The sequence below is a fragment of the Cohaesibacter marisflavi genome (assembly GCF_900115225.1).
Lineage (GTDB): Bacteria > Pseudomonadota > Alphaproteobacteria > Rhizobiales > Cohaesibacteraceae > Cohaesibacter > Cohaesibacter marisflavi.
In genome coordinates, this window is the sequence record NZ_FOVR01000002.1 from 630806 (window position 1) to 649194 (window position 18389).

The 18389-nt window shown below is 54.7% G+C and carries 16 protein-coding genes; 14 read left to right on the top strand and 2 right to left on the bottom strand.

Annotated features, from left to right (window positions below):
* Positions 1-142: 142 nt before the first annotated feature.
* On the bottom strand, positions 143-1318 hold the full coding sequence (locus tag BM258_RS06220) for an alpha/beta hydrolase (RefSeq protein ID WP_090070089.1): 1176 nt from the start codon (positions 1316-1318) through the stop codon (positions 143-145).
* A gap of 398 nt (positions 1319-1716) precedes the next feature.
* On the opposite strand from BM258_RS06220, the gene BM258_RS06225 reads away from it, so the two are divergent.
* The 14 genes from BM258_RS06225 to BM258_RS06290 all read left to right on the top strand — a co-directional run bounded on the left by BM258_RS06225 (position 1717) and on the right by BM258_RS06290 (position 16600).
* Positions 1717-2838, top strand: a complete 1122-nt coding sequence (locus BM258_RS06225) for an AbrB family transcriptional regulator (protein WP_090070091.1) — start codon at positions 1717-1719, stop codon at positions 2836-2838.
* Between the two features lie 517 nt (positions 2839-3355).
* Positions 3356-4987 (top strand): cytochrome-c oxidase, cbb3-type subunit I, encoded by a 1632-nt coding sequence (gene ccoN, locus BM258_RS06230; protein ID WP_090070094.1) that lies wholly within the window; start codon positions 3356-3358, stop codon positions 4985-4987.
* A 12-nt stretch (positions 4988-4999) separates the two neighbouring features.
* Complete coding sequence (ccoO, locus tag BM258_RS06235; RefSeq protein WP_090070096.1) at positions 5000-5758, top strand: cytochrome-c oxidase, cbb3-type subunit II; 759 nt, start codon at positions 5000-5002, stop codon at positions 5756-5758.
* Between the two features lie 11 nt (positions 5759-5769).
* Entirely contained in the window at positions 5770-5922 is a 153-nt protein-coding gene (locus tag BM258_RS06240) for a cbb3-type cytochrome c oxidase subunit 3 (RefSeq protein ID WP_090070098.1), read from the top strand.
* 2 nt (positions 5923-5924) lie between these two features.
* Complete coding sequence (gene ccoP / locus BM258_RS06245) at positions 5925-6800, top strand: cytochrome-c oxidase, cbb3-type subunit III (RefSeq protein WP_090070101.1); 876 nt, start codon at positions 5925-5927, stop codon at positions 6798-6800.
* 440 nt (positions 6801-7240) lie between these two features.
* On the top strand, positions 7241-8704 hold the full coding sequence (gene ccoG, locus BM258_RS06250) for a cytochrome c oxidase accessory protein CcoG (protein ID WP_090070104.1): 1464 nt from the start codon (positions 7241-7243) through the stop codon (positions 8702-8704).
* 127 nt (positions 8705-8831) lie between these two features.
* Positions 8832-9332, top strand: coding sequence for a FixH family protein (locus BM258_RS06255; RefSeq protein ID WP_090070107.1), 501 nt, complete (start codon positions 8832-8834; stop codon positions 9330-9332).
* Between the two features lie 31 nt (positions 9333-9363).
* Entirely contained in the window at positions 9364-11631 is a 2268-nt protein-coding gene (locus BM258_RS06260; protein ID WP_090070109.1) for a heavy metal translocating P-type ATPase, read from the top strand.
* Positions 11632-11736: 105 nt separating this feature from the next.
* Entirely contained in the window at positions 11737-11943 is a 207-nt protein-coding gene (gene ccoS / locus BM258_RS06265) for a cbb3-type cytochrome oxidase assembly protein CcoS (protein WP_090070112.1), read from the top strand.
* 66 nt (positions 11944-12009) lie between these two features.
* Positions 12010-12402, top strand: coding sequence for a hypothetical protein (locus tag BM258_RS06270; protein ID WP_090070115.1), 393 nt, complete (start codon positions 12010-12012; stop codon positions 12400-12402).
* On the top strand, positions 12399-13064 hold the full coding sequence (locus BM258_RS06275; RefSeq protein WP_090070118.1) for a DedA family protein: 666 nt from the start codon (positions 12399-12401) through the stop codon (positions 13062-13064). The genes BM258_RS06270 and BM258_RS06275 overlap by 4 nt, the downstream gene beginning before the upstream one ends.
* A 9-nt stretch (positions 13065-13073) precedes the next feature.
* Positions 13074-13718: a LysE family translocator gene (locus BM258_RS06280; RefSeq protein WP_090070121.1), complete on the top strand. Its 645-nt coding sequence runs from the start codon at positions 13074-13076 to the stop codon at positions 13716-13718.
* A gap of 243 nt (positions 13719-13961) precedes the next feature.
* Entirely contained in the window at positions 13962-15644 is a 1683-nt protein-coding gene (locus BM258_RS06285) for a methyl-accepting chemotaxis protein (protein ID WP_210186672.1), read from the top strand.
* A 47-nt stretch (positions 15645-15691) separates the two neighbouring features.
* Positions 15692-16600 carry a substrate-binding domain-containing protein gene (locus BM258_RS06290; protein ID WP_090070127.1) on the top strand — a complete coding sequence of 303 codons (909 nt, stop codon included), beginning with the start codon at positions 15692-15694 and terminating at the stop codon, positions 16598-16600.
* A gap of 229 nt (positions 16601-16829) precedes the next feature.
* Here the strand turns inward: BM258_RS06290 and hemA are convergent, their stop codons facing one another.
* On the bottom strand, positions 16830-18107 hold the full coding sequence (hemA, locus tag BM258_RS06295) for a 5-aminolevulinate synthase (protein WP_090070130.1): 1278 nt from the start codon (positions 18105-18107) through the stop codon (positions 16830-16832).
* Between the last annotated feature and the right edge of the window lie 282 nt (positions 18108-18389).

The following is an 18389-nucleotide window of genomic DNA, read 5'->3' on the forward strand; positions in this document are numbered from 1 at the left end:
GTGGCATTTAGATCTCTGGTCAGGGAAAGTACTTTGAGCCTTGTCAATTCTTACCAAATTGTCATCACAGGCTTTCGTATAGAGTCAGACGGCGAGGCAGACGTCGGCTTCGGTCAAAACAGCTTTGCGCGGCAACGCGGGACTATTGGTTCAAGATAGCACTTGTCGTTTTCACTACAAGGGTCAATGGCAAGGTGGCTGTGTCGACGACAACATCGGAGAAGGTCTGGGTTTGCCCCGGCGCGTTGAGGAATACCTGCTGGTTGCTTGCTGTCATGCCCTTGAGCAGCGCAACGAGGCTGGGTGAGGTAACAGCCGTCATATGGTTCATACCGTCTCCACCGGTAAATTCGGACACGTCGATCACCGTGATGCCTTCCCGGCGGATCTTGGTTTCATCGATATTGTTGCCAACCCTGTTCCGGTCACCTGCAAGGAAACTGGAGAGTTGCAACGCCCTGTCTTTTTGTGAAGCAAAAATGGCAAATTCTCTCGGCAGCACCTTGATGGCACTTAGCTGTGCATTGAACACATCGATGTCCAGATCCGGCGAAATCAGAATGATGGAATGGATCTTGGAGGGCAGGGCGCCATGATTGGCCAGTGCTATCTGCCGCAGGGTTTCCATCAGCAATTCCGAACCCAGAGAATGGGCAATTAAGACGATGTCATCAAGCTGCGAGGAAGCCATTAATTTGATCACTGAGGCCAGTTGATCGCGTGATGTCTTCACGCTGTCTCGATCATAAATATAAAGGCCCGCTTCGCCAGCGGATGGCCAGCTAAACAGCGTCAACGGCATGGCCAGATCAAAATCGTGGCGCAACTGAGCAGCGCGATAGAGGCTTTCGGAAAAATCGGTGTTATAGCCATGCACGAACAAGGCGGCCGAACGAGGGGCGTTTTCCAGTTTAGCGCTGGCCTCAGCAGCCATTGTGCCAAGTCGGGCCTGATAGGCTTTGGGATCATCGAATGGATCAACCGAGGCGACGGCAAAATGACGCTTGGGATCAGGCTTGTTGCGCGGCCATTCTATCTGTCCCACCTTGTGACTTTTGGGAATGGATACCTGATAGGAGGCCAAGTGCAATTTAGCATCACGATCGCCACTATAGTCAGCATTCTGCATCGGTGAGCGACTGGTTGCGACCAGAACCGGCTCGATGCTCTGGACATCCGTGGGCGATGGCGTGAATTTGACGCCCGTTGGCGTGGAGCAGGCAGCAAGAAGCGCTGTGGCAAAAACAATGGCCACACCACGATGCGCGCTGATCATGCGCGGCATCCGGGGCTGAATTTGGCTCCAAATGATTTTCATGGGTGTTCTTGCTCTTTATCTGTCAACGCAACCTGCGAGTGGTGCAGGCTCGATATTTAGCAGTTTTTGCGCCAATAGCAAAGCGGGCGAATTCTGCCAGCTTGTGCAATGGATATAGCACGGGGTGTGTGGCGCCCTTATGTCGGCTCGGACCATAAACCTGTCTTGACGGGGGCTGCCCTTCCGGGCGGATTGCAGGGACTGACAGCTTGCCAAGAGAATATAGGGATGCTACCTGATAATGCCCCGCTTGCCTTGGTCCCTCCAGGTTGGTACAGCACATCAAAGCCCAGTATTTATCTCTCTATTGCCAACGCTCCAGCCGGGTCGGCCGCTTCTGGTCGGCATAGTGATCTGGCTCTTTTACTCCCCTGATATCCTGTTTGCGGTGATCGCCAATGCCTTCGGAAAAAGATGACAAAGCTTCAAGCAAGGGAGGCGTGCACGGATTGGGCAAAGGCTTTGGCACAAAGGTGCTTCATGTCATCGGACTCTATCTGATTGCAATGGCAGGGGGCGCGCTTGCTCATTGGGTGCAGTTTCCTGCCGCCTGGCTGACCGGTTCTCTTCTGGCTGTCGCCATCACGTCGTTGGCGGGGGTACATCTGAACCTTCCAACACTTTTGCGGGATCTGGGCTTCGCGCAAGTGGGGCTCATTCTCGGGTCCGGCTTTTCTCCCGAAATGCTGCATGCCATCGCCGCCTGGCCCCTCAGCATTCTCATGCTGGCCGTGACTGTGGTGGTCATTGCGGCCTCGGCCTACTGGGTCTTGCGCAAGGTGGGCGGATGGGACCATGCCACGGCCCTCTTTTCCTCGCTGCCCGGGGCGCTCAGCTACATCATGGTCATCGCCGAAGAATCCAAAGCAGACATGACCAGGGTGGCAATCGCCCAGAGCTTGCGCGTGTTTGTGCTGGTCTCGATTCTGCCAATCATTCTGATGCCCTTTACCGATGGCGTGACCAGTCGCGTGACCGCAGATACCGTGACGCTTGATGTCTTGCATTTGGCAATGATGGTGGCAGGCGTCGCATTGCTGGTGCCCATCATGCTGCGTTTGCGCGTTCCTTCAGGCCTCATGTTGTCAGGCATTGCCGTTTCGGGAACGCTCTATCTGACAGGTTTTTATCATGAGCCTTTTCCGAACTGGTTCACCATACCGGGCTATCTGACCGTCGGCATCAATATCGGCGGACGCTTTGCTGCCATTTCTGTCAGGGATCTTGTCCGCTTGTCGGGTATCTCTATGTTATCCTTGATGGTTTCCGCTGGCGTTTCGGGGGCGGCGGCTGTTCTGTGCGCCACTTTGCTCGATTTCCCCATGGGGCAGGTGATCCTTGCCTTCGCGCCGGGTGGGTTTGACACGATGGTGCTGCTATCTTTCCTGATCAATCTCAACCCAGCCTATGTCACCGGTCACCATCTGGTGCGCTATCTCGGGTTGGTCTTGCTCACCCCGATGATTACCTCGCGCCTGACCCGATCAAAGCGGGCAAAAGACGACCGGATCCATCCGTGAACGCAGGTGATTGCGTTTAAAAGAAGTATTTTATCTGCTGTTTATCTATTTGAGACTAAACGGAAATCGTGATTCTACATAAGTCTTTAGAGGCGCGTGGCGGGGCAATTTTCTCTGTATAGACAAAATCGCTTGGTCAGCCTTTGGGATATCCGTGTATAAAGTGCATCGGGCATGAATATTTTTGTGCCACTTAAGCAGCATGCGACCATAGAGATCTGGATCAGGGTGGAACATTAAGGCATTGTAATGATTGGCAGATATGCTGATTTTGCAGATCTGTAAGTCTTTTGACTGCGACAACCAGTCGCACAATCGATAGGGTGCCCCCCCTTTTCGTTGACATGAGTCAAAGCGTAAAAATAGGGCGATCCCTAGGGTTTCTGGACCCGTTTGGGGGAAGTGTGCTCAAAGATCAACCTGAAATTGTCGGCATCCGGGTGTCGATAGGGTGACTTTACAATGGTGCTGTAGCCCGACTTCATGGGGAGGTTCGGGCCACAGATGGGACTGAAAGATGGCTCACACAGCGAAACGACTTTCTTTAGAAGAAGGCCTGTTTGCAGGATTCCTGACTGCATTGGCTTTCATTTGCCTCGTTATCGCCGGCAAAGCGGTAGATGGCGTCATGGCATTTCACGCAGGGCTCGGATTGCTGTTCTCGGCAATCGGGGTTTTCCTGATTTTCAATTCATACTTCAAGCGTCCTGCGGATGCCGTGGAGAGCGGATATAACCTAGGACCGATCAAATTCGGTGCCGTTGCCGCCGTCTTCTGGGGTATCGCAGGGTTTCTTGTCGGCGACATCATCGCCTGGCAGTTGACCTTCCCGATCCTGAACTTCGATCTGGAATGGACCAGCTTCGGCCGTTTGCGTCCGCTGCATACGTCTGCAGTGATTTTCGCTTTCGGTGGCAACGTGCTGCTTGCGACATCCTTCTATGTCGTGCAGCGCACCAGCCACGCGCGGCTGCCGGGGCGTGTTGCGCCATGGTTCGTTATTCTTGGCTATAACGCCTTCATCGTGATTGCCGGGACCGGCTATCTTTTTGGCGCGACCCAGTCCAAGGAATATGCCGAACCGGAATGGTATGCAGACCTTTGGCTGACCATCGTATGGGTGGCCTATCTGCTTGTCTTTCTGGCAACCCTCTGGCGACGCAAGGAACCCCACATCTATGTGGCAAACTGGTTCTATCTTGCCTTTATCGTCACCATTGCCATGCTGCATATCGGTAACAACCTGTCGATCCCCGTTTCCATCTTCGGCATCAAATCCTATCAGGTCTTCTCCGGCGTGCAGGATGCGATGGTGCAGTGGTGGTATGGCCATAACGCAGTGGGCTTCTTCCTGACGGCAGGCTTCCTGGCCATCATGTATTATTTCATCCCCAAACGTGCAGAGCGCCCGGTTTATTCCTACCGGTTGTCCATCGTGCACTTCTGGGCGCTGATCTTTATCTACATCTGGGCTGGCCCGCACCATCTGCACTATACGGCTCTGCCGGATTGGGCGCAGACGCTGGGCATGACCTTCTCGGTCATTCTCTGGATGCCGTCCTGGGGTGGCATGATCAACGGTCTGATGACGCTTTCGGGCGCATGGGACAAGCTGCGCACTGACCCGGTTCTGCGCATGATGGTTGTTTCCGTTGCTTTCTATGGCATGTCGACCTTCGAAGGGCCACTGATGTCTGTCAAGTCCGTGAACTCCCTCTCGCACTATACCGATTGGACCATCGGTCACGTGCATTCAGGCGCTCTGGGCTGGGTTGGCTACATCTCGTTTGGCGCAATCTACTGCCTCATCCCGTGGCTTTGGAACCGCAAGAGCCTTTATTCAACCAAGCTGGTTGAATGGCACTTCTGGATTTCCACGCTGGGTATCGTGCTCTACATCACCTCGATGTGGGTATCCGGTATCATGCAGGGCCTGATGTGGCGTGCTTATGACAAGCTCGGCTTCCTTGAATATTCCTTCATCGAAACCGTAGAAGCCATGCACCCCTTCTATATGATCCGTGCAATTGGTGGCCTTCTCTTCGTCACCGGCGCCGTGATCATGGCCTATAATATCTGGATGACCATTCGCGCGGGCGAGAAAGCGGAACAAGATGCCGCCGATCCTGCGCTGGTACCGGCAGAATAAGGAGCGTTTGGCATGTCTTTGATGAATAAACACGGCATTCTCGAACGCCACTCCATGCTTCTGCTCGTTGGCATCCTGATTGTGGTTGCCATCGGTGGTATGGTCGAGATCATCCCGCTCTTCTATCTCAAGAGCACCATCGAGAAGGTTGAGGGCATGCGCCCTTATACCCCGCTCGAACTCGCTGGCCGCAACATCTATATCCGCGAAGGCTGCTATCTGTGTCACTCACAGATGATCCGCCCGATGCGCGACGAAATCGAGCGTTACGGCCATTATTCTCTCGCAGCCGAGTCCATGTACGATCACCCATTCCAGTGGGGCTCAAAGCGTACTGGTCCTGATCTCGCGCGCGTGGGCAACAAATATTCTGATCTGTGGCACGTCAATCACCTGACAGATCCGCGTTCGGTCGTTCCCGAATCCGTCATGCCCGGCTATCCATTCCTGGCCAAGACGGATCTCAAGGTGCCTGACATTTCTGCTGACCTGAAGGTCAACAGGATTGTGGGTGTGCCTTACACCGACGAACAGATCGCCAATGCCAAGGCCGATATGATGGCTCAGGCAAATCCTGATGACGACAATGTCGACGACTTCCTCGATCGCTATACCCAGACTCTGGGGGAAGAGGACAGAGAACCGACCATTCGGGATTTCGATGGCAATCCGGACCGGGTGACGGAAATGGACGCGCTTGTTGCCTATTTGCAGATGCTTGGCACCTTGGTCGATTTCTCGATCTATGATGACAAGGCGGACCTTCGCTAGGGAGCAGGCTCATGTCGACCTATGAAACTTTGGCTAACTTCGCGCAGACCTGGGGCTTGCTCTATTTCGTGCTGATTTTTGCTGGTGTGCTGGTTTATACCTTCTGGCCCACCAACAAGAAGCGGTTCGATGATGCAGCCCGGATGCCACTGCGGGAGGACTGAGAATGAGTGACCACAAAAAAGAAATAGACCACATTACCGGGGTAGAAACGACCGGTCATGAATGGGATGGCCTGAAGGAACTCAACAACCCGCTGCCGCGCTGGTGGCTGTGGACCTGGTATGCCTGTATCGTCTGGGCGATTGGCTATTGGGTGTTGTTTCCGGCTTGGCCAATGGTATCCAGCTACACCAAGGGGTATCTGGGCCATACAAACCGTGAAGACGGCATCAAGGCTTATGAAAGCCTGATTGCTCAGCGTATGGAGCAGGGTGCTGGCCTGCAGACCGCATCCGTCGAGGAAATCCTCGGCAATGACGACCTGCGTCAGTTCGCCGTTGCGCAAGGGTCTGCGGCCTTTGGTGACAACTGTGCGGCTTGCCATGGATCTGGCGCAGCCGGAGCCACGGGTTACCCGAACCTGCTCGACGACGATTGGCTCTGGGGTGGTACCATCGAGGATATCCATACGACCTTGCTCTATGGCATCCGCTCTACCCATGAGGATACCAGACTGAACAACATGACCGCATTTGGTCGTGACGAGATTCTGGAATCAGACGAGATCGAAACGCTGGCAGATTATGTCCTGTCCATTTCCGGTCAGGAGCCTTCTGAAGGCGCCGATCTGGAAGCAGGGGCAACCCTGTTTGCAGACAATTGTACCTCCTGTCATGGTGAAGATGCCAAGGGTATGCAGGAACTGGGGGCGCCCAACTTGACAGATGCCATCTGGCTTTATGGTGGAGATCGGGAGACAATCATCGAAACCATCACCAATGGTCGCCAGGGCGTCATGCCGAGCTGGGAAGCGCGTCTTGACCCGGTAACGATCAAATCGCTCGCGGTTTATGTGCATACCCGTGGTGGTGGCCAGTAAGCAGCTTATGCATCAGGGGCGGGGAAGGCGTATGCTTTCTCCGCTTCTTCTCTGGTCGAGGCTATATGTCTCGACGTGGTTTCGATTTGGCGTGAAGATGATTGCGTCAATATGTCTCAGTAAAATTCCTAAAAATCGACGCCGCTCTTCTGTAAACAGGAATGACTGGCGATTTTTTTGACCCAATACTGGTAAATAATATGCGGATTACTGCGAGCTCGTCAGACTAGAAAGTTTGCTTGCAGTATTGCGCCGCCATTTCGGACGGCGGTAAAGAATTGGAGAGTTTTTCCTGAGACTCTTGCTACACCTATGCTCAGGAACATGTTGCCTCAAGTCCTTCCACTTGTGGGCAATCGGGATGATCAAGAGAGGACACCGGCTTTACTGGGCTGGATCGTGATGCGATCATCTTAGGGACCATTTCGAGGAGACGATAGATGACGGTTGATGCCCCGCAGACCAGCTCGGACAACAACCCCGGCGATTTGCAGCTCTATGCCAAGGCCAAGAAGGTCTACCCGCAAAGCGTCAAGGGCCGGTTCAGGAATTTCAAATGGGCATTTATGATCTTTGCCCTCGGGCTTTACTATTTTCTGCCTTTCGTGAGATGGGATCGTGGCCCCAATGCGCCTGATCAGGCCGTTCTGATCGACTTTCCCGCGCGCCGTTTCTACTTCTTCTTTATCGAGATCTGGCCGCAGGAGATCTATTATCTCACCGGTCTATTGATCCTTGCTGCGCTGACTCTGTTTCTAATGAATGCGTTGGCAGGGCGCGTCTGGTGTGGCTATATGTGCTTCCAGACAGTCTGGACGGATCTTTTCATGCTGGTCGAGCGCTGGATTGAGGGCGATCGCCGCGAACGCATCAAGGCCGACAAGCAACCCATGACATTACCGCGCGTGGGTAAACTGATTTCAAAACATATCGTATGGCTTCTTATCGCTTGGTGGACCGGCGGTGCCTGGGTTCTCTATTTCGCCGATGCGCCGACGCTGGTTGAAGAGCTGGCCTTCGGACAAGCTCCCATGGTGGCCTATGTCTGGATTGGCATCCTCACGGCAACGACCTACATCATGGCCGGTCACATGCGCGAGCAGGTCTGCGTCTATATGTGCCCATGGCCGCGCATTCAGGCGGCTCTTACAGATGAATGGGCGCTCAACGTCACCTACCGCAAGGACCGGGGTGAGCCGCGTGGGTCGCTCAAGAAAATGAAGGCCCGCGCCGAAGAGGGCCTGCCTGCGGGTGACTGCGTTGATTGCGGCCAGTGCGTGGCGGTGTGCCCCACCGGCATCGATATTCGCGACGGGGCGCAGCTGGCCTGCATCCAGTGTGGTCTTTGCATCGATGCCTGCGACAATGTCATGGAGAAGATCGGCAAGCCTCGTGGTTTGGTTGACTATGATACAGACATCAACATCCAGCGTCATCTGGAAGGCAAGGACAGCGTCTATCGCTTCATCCGCCCACGCACGATCATCTATATCGTCATGATCTCGCTGGTCAGTGGCCTGATGCTCTATACGCTGGCCAACCGTCAGCTGGTGGACCTCAATGTGCTGCATGATCGCAATCCATTGTTCGTCACCTTGTCAGATGGTTCTATCCGCAATGGCTACACCATCCGCCTGATCAACAAGGCATCGACCCATCGGGATTTCGAAATGTCGCTGGTCGGCGTGCCGGAAGGCTTCTCGATGAAAGCGGTGGGCATTGAAAGCGATGATCCTCGCTCAATGGTCATCCCGATTGATCAGGACATCACCAAGGAACTGCGTGTTCAGGTCTTCGCACCGCCACAGGCAGATCTGGATAAGTCTCAGTCAATCGGCTTCAACGTCAGAGACACTGAAACGGGTGAAGCTCAGTTGGTGACGGATTATTTCAAGGCCCCTTGAGAGCTTTGGAAAGAAAGACACCGGGAGGCTTTGGATCTCGCTCTAAAGCCTCTCTTTATTTCTGGCAAGATACGCGCATAATGGCGAAGGGTTACCCCGAAGCCAGAGGGATCAAAAGGCAGGATAAATGGCAGTTACGACCGACAAGGCAGAGAAGAAATTCACCGGCAAGCATATGCTTTTATGGTTGTTTGGCTTCTTTGGCGTGATGTTCATCGCCAACGGCTTTTTCGTATACTATGCCCGCACGTCATGGCCCGGCGTTGTGGAAGAAAGCCCTTATCAGGCAAGCCAGAATTACAACAAGACATTGGCCGAAGCCGCCGCGCAAAATGAACGCGACTGGCATATGCAACTGGCGCTCAAGCGCAGCCAGCAGAAGGCTTTTCTGGTGATCGATGCCAAGGATAAAGACGGGCAGCCGCTGACGGATTTGACCATTAACGCCACCGTGGGGCGGCAGGTTACCGAAGAGTTCGACCATGTATTGACTCTTTCTCCTTCGGGGGATGGCATCTATCAGGGGGAAATCGGAATGCTTGATCCGGGCCGCTGGCGCGTCGAATTCGAAGCATTGCAGCAAGGGCAGAAACTGTTCCAGACCCATGAAGTCATCGCTTTGAAGTGATCAACACAGCGCTTGGCAGTGGGGCTTCATTATGACCGCACATCAACCGATTGAACGGGATTGGTCCGCTTTCTCCGAAAGCTTGCCCGATGGCAGCGAAAAGCTGGCGCTGGCAGTGGAGGGGATCTATTGCCCTGCCTGCATGACGCGCATCGAAAAGGGTCTGATGGATCTTGAGGGCGTCTGCAACGCACGCGTCAATCTCTCTTCTCACAGGCTTGCGGTGACATGGAAGCCGGAGGAGACCGACCCCGAACATTTGCTCAAGCGTTTGGCTGATCTGGGCTATGGTGCGCATCCCTTTGACCCCGGACGGGTAAAGACGGAAGAAAAGAAAGAGAGCCAACGCCTGTTGCGCGCGCTGGCAGTGGCCGGCTTTGCCTCCATGAATGTGATGCTGCTCTCCATCTCTGTCTGGTCGGGCAATGTCTCCGACATAACGCCGGAAACCCGTGACTTCTTCCACTGGCTGTCGGCTGTGATCACGCTGCCCGCCGCCGCCTATGCAGGGCAACCTTTCTTTAGTTCTGCATGGCGCGTTTTGCGCAAGGGGCATCTTAATATGGATGTGCCTATCTCCATCGGGGTCATTCTGGCGCTGTTCCTGTCGGTGCTGCAAACCGTGCAGCATCAAGCCGAGGCCTATTTCGAGAGCGCCCTGATGCTGCTCTTCTTCCTGCTAGTCGGGCGCTGGCTTGACCAGATGATGCGGCTGAAGACCCGTTCCTTTGCTGAGAATCTGACTGCGCTCAAGGCTGAGACGGCCATGAAACTATTTGCCGATGGTTCCTTGCGCGAAGTGCCACTCTCCAAGGTCGAGCCCGGCGACAGGGTACTGGTGCGCCCCGGCGAGCGGGTGTCTGTGGATGGTACGGTATTGTCAGGAAGCTCGCAGATTGATCAAAGTCTGGTGACGGGCGAAACACTTCTGGTCGAGGTGACCGACGGAGACCCTGTCTATGCCGGCACCCTTAATGGCGAGAATGCGCTGACCATCTCGGTCACGGCAGCGGCCAAAGGCACCTTGCTTGATGAAGTCAACCGCCTCATTGATGAGGCTATGGAAGCCAAGTCCCGCTATCGCCACTTGGCCGATCGCGCCGCCGAATGGTACGCGCCCATCGTTCATACCGCCTCGGCGGTAACCTTTGCGGGCTGGTGGCTCTATGGCATCGGCTGGCAACCGTCACTGGTGATTGCCATCTCGGTGCTGATCATCACATGCCCCTGCGCCTTGGGGCTGGCGATCCCTGCTGTGCAGGTGGTCGCTTCCGGGTCTCTTTTCCGCAATCAGGTTTTGCTCAACCGATCCGACGCACTGGAACGCTTTGCCAAGGTGGATACCGTGGTGTTCGACAAGACCGGCACCTTGACGCGCCCCGCCGTCGGGCTGGTCAATCCTGATGCTTGTGACGCAGAAAGCCTAAGGCTTGCCATCGCCCTAGCCAAGGCATCGAGCCATCCATTGTCTGCCGCGCTGGCGGGTATGGACCGGCGTGTCCAGCCTCTTGAAGAAGCCGCAGAGCAAAAGGGCAAGGGGCTCGAGGTGCTTCACGCTGGCGAGCGGTTACGGCTGGGGTCCATCGATTTTTGCAATGCGCATGAAGAAGCGGAGATCATCCGGCAGGCCCATCCAACGGCATCGCTTATCGCCTTCCGGCGTGAGGAAAAGCACCCAGTGGTCTTTGCGCTGGAGCAGCAATTGCGCTCTGACGCAAAAGACGTGATTGATAGCCTCAAGGCACGCGGGCTGTCCCTGATGATCCTCTCCGGCGATCAGCCGCGCGCGGTTGAAACCATCGCGCAAGAGCTTGGCATCGACCAGTTTCATGCGGGCATTTCCCCCACCGACAAGATCGCTCTGATCGAAGCGGAAAAAGCCAAGGGCAACCGTGTGATGATGGTGGGCGATGGCCTCAACGATGCCCCTGCGCTCGCCAGTGCTCATGTGTCTCTCTCACCTGTGACTGCGGCCCATGTCAGTCAGGCGGCTGCGGACGCTCTGTTCCTTGGTGAAAAGCTCGCACCGGTGCTGCATATTCTGGATATAAGCAAACGTGCACGCCGCATCATGGAGCAGAATCTGTCGCTGGCGACCCTCTATAATGTCGTCGCCGTTCCTTTTGCTATTGCGGGCTTCGTTACGCCATTGATTGCGGCTCTGGCCATGTCTGGCTCTTCTCTCGTGGTGACCATCAATGCCTTGCGCGCCCGTGCCAAAAGTGACCCCTGGTTTACTGACAATGGCGGATTTGAGGAAAACCTTGCCGACAGGAGCCCATCACAGGCTGAGGGATAAGGTTCGTTACAAAAATCTCGTTTCATTGGATCTGCCCCTTTGCTACCAATTAAAAATCGCAAATCATCGACGTCCGGGCAGGCATAAGACAGGAGCTGGCACAGCATGAACGTTCTGTTCTTCCTTATTCCCATCGCACTGGGGCTTGGTGCGCTTGGCCTGATTGCTTTTCTTTGGTCTTTGAAAAGCAATCAGTATGAAGATTTGCAGGGCGCTGCCTATCGTATTCTGGATGATTCCGATCTGGAGCCCGAGGAGCAGGCCAAAATCCACGCCGGTCCTCAGGATCAGGCCAAAAAAGCCAGCCGATAACAAGACAGATTGAACAGGTGCTGGCGGGTATAGCAGCCAGCGAAGATACAGATAAAAGGCAAAAGCATGCGCAAGGCTCTGAGATATTTCTGGAAGGAACAGCCGATTGCCTTGTCGGTTTTTGCCTTGGCGCTTGTGTTGCTTGTCTTTTTCGGTATCCGCTTCGTGGACCGCTTTATGTATTTTCATGATCCTGCCCACCGCAATCAGGCGCTAGAGCCATGGATGACGCCGCGCTATGTTGGCATGAGCTATAAGCTGCCACGGGATGTCATCTTCGACGTCATGGATCTTGAAAATACGGAAGGGCGCCGGATGCGCGTTGGCGAGATCGCTGACCGCATGGGCATTTCTCTCTCCGAGTTGGAGGCTCGGGTTCGCAAGGCCAAGGTTGCCTTCATGGCGCAGGGAGAGGGAGCGAAAAGCCCCCTGGGGCAAAAAGGCGGGTCGGACAAATGACCGAAACGATCCTTGCGCTTATCCCTTCCTATGGCCTCTGGGTTATCTTCCTTACACTGCTTCTGTGTGCATTGGCAGTTCCCTTGCCTGGTTCTATGCTCATGATCGCGGCTGGCTCCTTTGCGTCCACTGGCGACATTGATCTGTATCTGGCCATGACTGTTGCCTATGCTGGCTTTATCGCAGGGGACCAGACCGCCTATGGCATCGCGCATGCCCTCGGGCCAAGACTGATGGACCGCTTTCGTAAATCCAACAAGGTAGCCCCCATGGTTGGGCGCGCCGAGCGCCTGCTGGACAGGCGCGGTGTTCTGGCCGTTTTCCTGTCGCACACGATTGTCAGCCCGGTTGGGCCTTGGGTGAATTATCTATGTGGCGCGGCACGCATGAAATGGGTGCATTTCTCCGCAGCTTCAGTTGTCGGTGCGGCCTGTTGGGTTGCTGCTTATGGTCTGGTTGGCTATTACTTTGCTGACCGTTTGGCAGAGCTTGCCCAGCTCGCCAATGATGGTATGGGCTTCATTGCCGCATTTGCCGTAGCTGCAGGCGCAGGTTGGTGGCTCTGGGCCAGTTGGCGGCGCTATCGCGAACGGATTGTTGCCGAGGAAACGGCTGAAGGCCGGCCACTGCAAGAGATGGAAGAAAAAGGGCAGAAGATCTGAGGAGCTGAAATGTTGTTTTCGCTGGATACCATGGGCTTGTTCATAATGACTTCTGTTGTGCTTGGTCTGGCTCCCGGCCCGGACAATATATTCATCCTCACCCAATCGGCTCTGACTGGGCGCAAGACAGGTCTTGTTGTTACGTTGGGGCTGTGCACCGGCATTCTCGTTCACACCGTGCTTGTGGCCGTGGGCGTGTCGGTCATTTTCCGCACCTCGGAAATCGCCTTCACTCTGCTCAAGCTGGCCGGGGCGAGCTATCTGGCCTATCTGGCCTGGCAGGCTTTCAGGTCCAAGGCCAGCTCTCTTGACGAGAAGGATGCTTCCGCGCCCAAACTGAAGATGCATCGTCTTTATATGCGTGGCATCATCATGAATGTGACCAACCCAAAGGTGGCCATCTTCTTTCTGGCCTTCCTGCCGCAGTTTGCTGATCCGGCGCATGGCTCCATGACCCTGCAGCTGCTTCTGCTCGGCTTCATTTTTGATATCGTCACGCTGTTTGTTTTTGCATTGATTGCGCTCGGAGCCGGATATCTGGGAGACTGGCTGAGAAAAAGACGGTTCGCACAACGTATGATCAACTATATCGCCGGCACCATTTTTCTGGCGCTTGCTGTTCGCCTCGTTACGACGAAATTCGCCAACAGCTAAGAATACAATCAAAAATATAGATAGTATTAGACAAAACAAAGTATATATAATTTTTGCATTTGTTATGTTCAATTGTGTTTAAAATTATATATACTTTTGGTATTGGTTGAATATGTAAAGTCTAGGAAAAAACAAATAAGGACATAGTGAAGAAATACTAATTTAATACATTGAGTGGAGGCTGTTGACCTGAGAGTTTAGGTATTTGCGTTCGAAAGGTCCCCCCCCGTGATGTCCCTCGGAATGAACAGTCTTTCCATCAGGATCCGTCTTTTCCTCACATTTGGTGTCATACTGGCATTCTCTGCTGTGCTGGGCTTGTTTGCGCTCGATCGCATCAACAATATGAGCGCAATGACACAGGACCTGGCTGAAGAGTTGACCGGGGTTGAGACGCTGGGCGAGATGGCCAAACTCAGCCAGCATCTTCGGGCTCATGATCTCTTGCGCCAATTCACAGAAAGTGAGACCGAGCGTGCCACCCTGACGGTGGAAATTCGCGAGGCTCAGGTGGCTTTCTCGCGCGCATGGAGCAGCTTTGCCCCGACCATCCAACCCGGCGAAGACGAAACTCGCGCCAATGAACTCTTCTCCGCATGGCAACATTTTCTTGCTGTTGAAGAAGAAGTCTCCGGCCTTCAAGCCGTCGGGCAGAATGAGCTGGCAGAAGAAGTCTTGCTCAATGACCTCAAGAATGACGCCGAGATCTTCAACACGGCGGTCAGCCGCATGTTGCAATATCGCAACGAGCAGGCAGCCGCAACCGCTGCTCTGGCTGAAGACATGAGCGACAGTTCCAGCCTGAGCGTAACCATCGCATTGGCGGTCATCATTCTGGTTGGCATGATCGTTGTCTGGCTGATCGTGCGCAATGTATCCGGACCGATCGTCAATCTGGCTCAGGTCATGCGCTCTCTTGCGGATAACCACATGGACACCGATGTGCCCGGCGTGGAGCGTAAGGATGAAATTGGCCGAATGGCGTCTGCTGTGCTGGTGTTCAAGAAAAATATGATTGCGGCAACCAATATGCGGCAGGAAAAGGAAGAGCAGGAGCGCCTGTCGGCCCAGAAACGCCATCAGGAAATGATGGACCTGGCAGACCGCTTCGAAACCGCCGTCGGGCAGGTCGTCGAACGCGTGGCCTCCGAGGCCCAGGAGCTGCAAACCAACGTGGGCACCCTGACCGCAGCATCGGAAGAAACCAATGCCCAGTGTGCGGCAGTGGCCGCCGCTGCCGAACAGGCCTCCAGCAATGTCGAAACCGTCGCAGCGGCCATTGAAGAGCTGTCGGCCTCCTCACAGGAAATCGGCCAGCAAGTGTCGCATTCCACGCAGGTGGCAAATCGCGCCGTGTCCGAAGCCCAACAGACCAACACCCGCATGTCCGGTCTGCAGACAGATGCCGAGCGGATTGGCACCATTATCGGCCTGATCGACGAAATTGCCTCCCAGACCAACCTTCTGGCGCTCAATGCCACCATCGAAGCGGCGCGTGCAGGCGAAGCCGGCAAGGGCTTTGCTGTCGTGGCCTCCGAGGTTAAGGGTCTCGCCGAGCAAACGGCCAAGGCCACCGCCGAGATTGCCGCGCAAATCAAGAGCATGCAGACCTCCAGTACCGATGCCAGCAATGCCATCAACGCGATTGGTGATACGATTGGCGAGATGAGCGATATCTCTACCTCCATCGTCGATGCCGTGCAGGAGCAGGGCCAGACAACGTCTGAAGTGGCGACCAACGTGCAGCAGGCGTCGGTGGGCACCAGAGAAGTGACTGCTAACATTGAAGGTGTTTCACACGCGGCTCAGGAATCAGCCAGTGCGTCTGCTCAGGTGCTGTCCTCTGCCCAGCAGCTTGCTAATCAGGCCGAGACCCTCAGAACGGAAATGCAGAATTTCCTCCAAACTGTCCGCGCAGCCTCATAACGGGCATAGGTGACACACATATTTCGGGATTGAAGAAAGGTCCTAACATGAAACGCTTTTCGATCTTTTTGATGTCAACCGCGTTGATGGTTAATGCAGCCGCCGCGGTTACAATCGGCACCACCATGTCCAAGAAAGATGCGTTCGTCTCCATTCTGACGGACAACATCAAGGCCGCCGCCAGCGGGACCAGCGGTGTAGACCTCGAACTTGTCATTGCCAACATGGACAAGGACACCCAGATCAATCAGGTAAAGACATTCATCGAGAAAAAGGTGGATGCGATTATCATCAACGCCGTCGCGGATGAGCATAACGAAGCGATGCAAAAGATGGCCGCCGAAGCCAATATCCCTCTGGTTTATGTCAACCGACAGCCACCGCAAAGCCGATTCCCCGGCCCGGTTTCCGTCGTTTCCTGCAATGAACTGGTTGCCGGTCGCCTTCAGATGCGCCTGATGGCAAATGAGGTCGGTGGCAAGGGCAATGTGGTCATTCTCAACGGGGCACTCTCGCATCCGGCAGCCAAGGCGCGGACCGAGGGTGTTAAGGAAGTGCTTAAACAGTATCCGGGCCTGTCAGTTGTTCATGAAGAAGATGCGGACTGGAACAGAGACAACGCAGAACAGATTATAACCGGCCTGCTGAACAAGGGCACCAAGATCGACATTATCGCTGCCAACAATGACGAAATGGCCATCGGCGCCGTACGTGCAATTGAGAAGGCAGGCCTTAGCTTTGATGATGTGATGATTGGCGGCGTGGACGCCACTCCGAGCGCCATTGCAGAGATGGAAGCTGGCAAGATCAAGGTCACCGTATTGCAGAACGCAGCGGCGCAAGGTCAGCAATCCATCAAGAATGCCATCGCCATGGCCGAAGGTGGCTATGCGCAGGAGTTTGATTGGATTCCGTGGGAAGTGGTCGTGCCTTCTAATATGGAAAAATACAAGTAAGCGCCTTTCTATCTCCCAAGCGGCTTGCCCTCTCCGAGCCGCTCCGACCGCCACCTCTTCTCCTGGCGGTAAAAAGGAAACCCCGCCACTGGCGGGGTTTTGTTTGTCTCATCACAAGGAGCCATTTACGGGGCCGGGTCTAAGCTGGAGGCTGGGTAAAAAAAGGCACCAACCGCATGACTGCGGAAGGTGCTCTAGGAACCAAGCTGAAAAAAGCTTGCAAAATAACTTAGCCGCCGACGGCTTGGAAAACCTGCTGCTCGGGCTGCTTGGTCAGGTCGTGAAAGGTGCCCGGCTCGATATGGGGCAGCTTCAAACGCTCCCAAACATCCTTGAGCGCTTCGCACAGACCGTCAACCAGCGTGTCATCATGGAAAGGCGTCGGCGTGATGCGCAGACGCTCCGTGCCGCGAGGTACGGTCGGATAGTTGATCGGCTGTATATAGATACCGTGGGTATCCAGAAGAATATCTGAAGCCTGTTTGCACAGATCTGGATCGCCCACGAAAAGCGGCACGATGTGTGTATCAGATGGCATCACGGGCAAGCCGGCGTTGGACAGCACTTCTTTGGTGCGTGCTGCTTGACGCTGCTGTCCATCGCGCTCGCTCTGGCTTTCTTTTAGATGGCGAACGGAACAGCAGGCGGCAGCCGCAATGGCTGGCGGCATAGCGGTGGTGAAAATGAAGCCCGGCGCATAAGACCGCACAGCATCCACAATGGGAGCCTTGGCGGTGATATAGCCGCCAAGCGTACCAAAGGCCTTGGCTAGGGTGCCCTCGATGATATCGATGCGATCCATTAGCCCTTCGCGCTCGGCAATGCCAGCTCCGCGTGGGCCATACATGCCAACCGCATGTACTTCGTCGATATAGGTCATCGCGCTATATTTGTCGGCCAGATCACAGATTTCCTTGATCGGCGCCACGTCGCCATCCATGGAATAGACGGATTCAAACACGATCAGCTTGGCGCGATCCTTACCAGCTGCGGCCAGCAATTCTTCTAGATGCTCCATGTCATTGTGGCGGAAGACCTGCTTCTGCATGCCGGAATTCTTGACGCCGGCAATCATGGACGCATGGTTGAGTTCATCGGACAGGATAAGGCAGTTTGGCAGCAGCTTGGCAATGGTGGAAATGGCAGCTTCATTCGACACAAACCCGGAGGTAAAGACCAGAGATGCCTCCTTGTGGTGCAGATCGGCCAGTTCGGCTTCAAGCTGGACCAGCGGATGGTTGGTGCCGGAAATGTTGCGTGTGCCGCCAGCGCCAGTGCCCATCTTCTGGGCAGTGTCGCTCATGGCTTCGATTACGTCGGGATGCTGCCCCATGCCTAGATAGTCATTGGAGCACCAGACGAGGATTTCGCGTTCCAATCCATTGTCGGCGCGCCAGATGGCGTGCGGAAATCGTCCTGCCTGCCGCTCCAAGTCGGCAAAGATACGGTAGCGTTTCTCTTCCTTGAGGGAAGATACGGCGCTTTCGAAAAAATCAAGATACTGCATTATCACTGATATCCGCTTGTTTCTGGTCCAAAGTAAGCGAACCGGTCGGTCTTTTAGAGCTTGGCATTGCTTGCTGGTCGGAATGGGCCATTTGTTGGGTCTTGTATCAGGCCCTGATCCTCATTTCTACAGGTCTGACTTAGAACGACACTTTGCGCTGAGACGTTGAGATTTGTCAATTGTTGCGCAGCTTACAAATTGTTAAGGCGTCCGTAAGCTAACGGTCATCTTGGTCTTTGCTTTGAGAGCGCCTAGGGCCTTGGTATGACTTACCATCTTTAC

What these genes read in the sequence shown, in the direction of transcription:
- BM258_RS06220 (WP_090070089.1), bottom strand. Translation starts at nt 1,318, where the DNA reads ATGAAAATCATTTGGAGCCAAATTCAGCCCCGGATGCCGCGCATGATC.
- BM258_RS06225 (WP_090070091.1), top strand. Translation starts at nt 1,717, where the DNA reads ATGCCTTCGGAAAAAGATGACAAAGCTTCAAGCAAGGGAGGCGTGCAC.
- ccoN (WP_090070094.1), top strand. Translation starts at nt 3,356, where the DNA reads ATGGCTCACACAGCGAAACGACTTTCTTTAGAAGAAGGCCTGTTTGCA.
- ccoO (WP_090070096.1), top strand. Translation starts at nt 5,000, where the DNA reads ATGTCTTTGATGAATAAACACGGCATTCTCGAACGCCACTCCATGCTT.
- BM258_RS06240 (WP_090070098.1), top strand. Translation starts at nt 5,770, where the DNA reads ATGTCGACCTATGAAACTTTGGCTAACTTCGCGCAGACCTGGGGCTTG.
- ccoP (WP_090070101.1), top strand. Translation starts at nt 5,925, where the DNA reads ATGAGTGACCACAAAAAAGAAATAGACCACATTACCGGGGTAGAAACG.
- ccoG (WP_090070104.1), top strand. Translation starts at nt 7,241, where the DNA reads ATGACGGTTGATGCCCCGCAGACCAGCTCGGACAACAACCCCGGCGAT.
- BM258_RS06255 (WP_090070107.1), top strand. Translation starts at nt 8,832, where the DNA reads ATGGCAGTTACGACCGACAAGGCAGAGAAGAAATTCACCGGCAAGCAT.
- BM258_RS06260 (WP_090070109.1), top strand. Translation starts at nt 9,364, where the DNA reads ATGACCGCACATCAACCGATTGAACGGGATTGGTCCGCTTTCTCCGAA.
- ccoS (WP_090070112.1), top strand. Translation starts at nt 11,737, where the DNA reads ATGAACGTTCTGTTCTTCCTTATTCCCATCGCACTGGGGCTTGGTGCG.
- BM258_RS06270 (WP_090070115.1), top strand. Translation starts at nt 12,010, where the DNA reads ATGCGCAAGGCTCTGAGATATTTCTGGAAGGAACAGCCGATTGCCTTG.
- BM258_RS06275 (WP_090070118.1), top strand. Translation starts at nt 12,399, where the DNA reads ATGACCGAAACGATCCTTGCGCTTATCCCTTCCTATGGCCTCTGGGTT.
- BM258_RS06280 (WP_090070121.1), top strand. Translation starts at nt 13,074, where the DNA reads ATGTTGTTTTCGCTGGATACCATGGGCTTGTTCATAATGACTTCTGTT.
- BM258_RS06285 (WP_210186672.1), top strand. Translation starts at nt 13,962, where the DNA reads ATGAACAGTCTTTCCATCAGGATCCGTCTTTTCCTCACATTTGGTGTC.
- BM258_RS06290 (WP_090070127.1), top strand. Translation starts at nt 15,692, where the DNA reads ATGAAACGCTTTTCGATCTTTTTGATGTCAACCGCGTTGATGGTTAAT.
- hemA (WP_090070130.1), bottom strand. Translation starts at nt 18,107, where the DNA reads ATGCAGTATCTTGATTTTTTCGAAAGCGCCGTATCTTCCCTCAAGGAA.